The following is a 2645-nucleotide window of genomic DNA, read 5'->3' on the forward strand; positions in this document are numbered from 1 at the left end:
TCATGTTTTCGCGTGGAACGTCGATCAGCGATTCGCGCTGATCGATCATCCGGGGAACTTAACTTTTCTACTGCTTTTTAACCTGTTTTTTCTGCGCTTTCCAGTACCGGTTTATTTTTCCTCATGGACTCCCCCTGCAGTGTCAGTCTGTGAGCGTTATGTACCAGTCTGTCCAGGATAGCATCGGCTGTCGTCGGGTTCTCCATCAGACCATGCCATTTATCTACCGGGAACTGGCTCACCACGATCGTGCTGCTTTGCTCGTACCTGTCTTCGATGATCTCCAGCAGGTCGTTACATTGTGGATTCGTCAGCGGTTCCAGACCCAGGTCATCCAGGATTAACACCTCTGTTTTTTGTAACTGCTTCAGGTGTTTCAGCCAGCTACCGTCAACACGCCCCTGCGACAGTACTTCCAGCAGACGGCCCGCTCTCCAGTATTGCACCGTGTGTTTTTGACGGCAGCCCTGTTCTCCGAGTGCATTGGCGATCCAGCTTTTACCGCAGCCTGTAGGGCCTGTTATCAGGATATTTTTGCGGTGAGTGATGTAGTGACCATTCAGCAGTTCCCGCATCTGCTCCGGCTTCAGTCCCCTGGATGCCGGGTAATGCAGCCCCTCCGGCGCTGCCTGGTATTTCAGATTCGCAGTTTTTCGCAGCCGTGACACCCGGCCGTTTTCCCTGTTCAGCAACTCGTCGTCAGCCAGCAGAGCCAGACGCTCTTCGAACGACAGCTCTTCGTATGTTTGCGGCGTTTCACGCTGCCGTATCAGGGATTCAGCCATCGCAGGCAGCTTTAGCTGGCTCAGTTTATGGATCAGATTGTTGTTCATTTTTATCTGTCTCTCAGTATGTTAGTGGTAGTAGCCGGGCCCGCGCAGGTTCTCATGTTCCAGCGATGCCGTAGGGGGTGTTTCTCCACCGCGCATTGCCTGAAGCTCCTGGTTTTCGCGCTGATGACGCAGCAGGTTTTCGATGAACCTCCTGTCTGGCGTCTTGTGGTACCAGGCTACATGACTGGCTTTTTCCAGTCGTTCGCGTCCGTATTTCTTCTGCAGCGCGATCAGCCCGAGAACGGCCCTGTAGGCCTGTTCCGGGTGCGCCTTGCGTTTCAGCAGCGACTCCACCACTTTTCCGGTGTACGCGCCGATGTTTTTACCCATAGCCAGGAGCCGTTCCGGTGTCCAGCCGCTGTGCTTCTGGTGCTGGACAGGCATGTGCAGCGGGTTGGTGGTATGTTTGTATTCATGCTGGCTGCGCGGATGCTGCGCCACGCACTGGCCCTGATGCCAGATCTGGATCACCGTCTGACCTGCTTTCAGCGACAGACGCTGACTAACCAGCTCATGCGGTACCGAGTACCAGTGACGCGCATATTCAACGTGATAGTCCGGCGCCACTTTTACAGCTCGGTATTCGGCATATTCATAGGGGGCTGCCGGAAGTGCAGAGAGCGCAGGCGCATCCAGGATGCGGAAGCGTTCAGCACGGGTCTGATTGCCGTAACCTTTCATGGGGCGGTTATTCAACTCGCCCAGTAACTCCCGAAGCCGGATATTCAGCGCTCTCAGCGTGTGGAAGGTTTCGTTGCGGATACGGGCAAGCAGCCACCTTTCAACGATAAGCACGCCGTTCTCTGCTTTCGCTTTATCTTTGGGTTTATACGGTCTGGCCGGGATGATGACGGTGCAATAATGCTCTGCCATCGCCAGATAACTTTCGTTGATGACGGGTTCGTAACGATCTGCCTTCTTCACCGCGCTTTTCAGATTGTCCGGGATGAGCAGTTTCGGCACACCGCCGAGGAAGGTCAGGCAGCGGCTGTTGGCGTTCAGCCATGACATCATATCCTGCCCCTCACATGCCTCGACGTAGGTATAGTTGGACGCCCCCATCACGGCCACGAAGATGGCAACCCGTCGGATCTCACCCGTTTCAGGACTGATGATCGGCACAGTCGGACCACAGAAGTCGATAAAGAGCTTTTCACCGGCGCGGTGCTCCTGGCGCATCGACAGGCGCTGCGTGGCTTTCCATGCCCGGTAGCAGCGACAGAACTGGGAGTAGCCCAGTGCGTGGTTCCCGAACAGCGTTTTGTATTCCAGCCATAACAGCTGGCGCGTGACGCCTGGACGTCTTATCTCCGCGTCAATGTAAAGCCAGTCTGGTGGCACCAGTTCCGGATGAGTGGTTGTTTTTACTGGGAAGATGAGTTTTTCCAGATGAGCTGGCGTGATGGAGTCAGGCAACGGCCATGACAATGATGTCGTTTTGAAGCGCGACAGAACTTCGTAGACGGTGGAGGGGCTTATTTTGAGCGTGAGACCGATACAGCGGTTGCTCAGCTTTTGTCCATATTTGAACTGGAGGATTTTAAAACACGTTTCCATAGAACTCCTGGGTACTTTCTTTCTGGCCATTGATGTCTCCATTGACATAAAAAATCAGCAATGAAGACCGTGTGAGAAAGCGTTAATTCCCGGAGTGACCGGCAGGATGCTAATCGGTGATCGGGTGGTGCGAAAACATGATCGGAGATGATGCGAAATACTGATCGAGCGCCATGCGAAACCGCGATCGAACACGATGCGAAATCATGATCGGCTACGGTGCGAACTGGCGATCGATCACCGTGCGAATATGCA

General features: G+C 54.3%; 2 protein-coding genes. Both read right to left on the reverse strand.

Annotation, left to right across the window (positions count from 1 at the left end):
* Positions 1-77 precede the first annotated feature (77 nt).
* On the reverse strand, positions 78-833 hold the full coding sequence (gene istB / locus AAIR21_RS27525; RefSeq protein WP_434682784.1) for an IS21-like element helper ATPase IstB: 756 nt from the start codon (positions 831-833) through the stop codon (positions 78-80).
* Between the two features lie 21 nt (positions 834-854).
* Positions 855-2390, reverse strand: coding sequence for an IS21 family transposase (istA, locus tag AAIR21_RS27530; protein WP_434682785.1), 1536 nt, complete (start codon positions 2388-2390; stop codon positions 855-857).
* Positions 2391-2645 lie beyond the last annotated feature (255 nt).

This window comes from Enterobacter sp. PTB (genome assembly GCF_051130085.1).
Lineage (GTDB): Bacteria > Pseudomonadota > Gammaproteobacteria > Enterobacterales > Enterobacteriaceae > Enterobacter > Enterobacter ludwigii.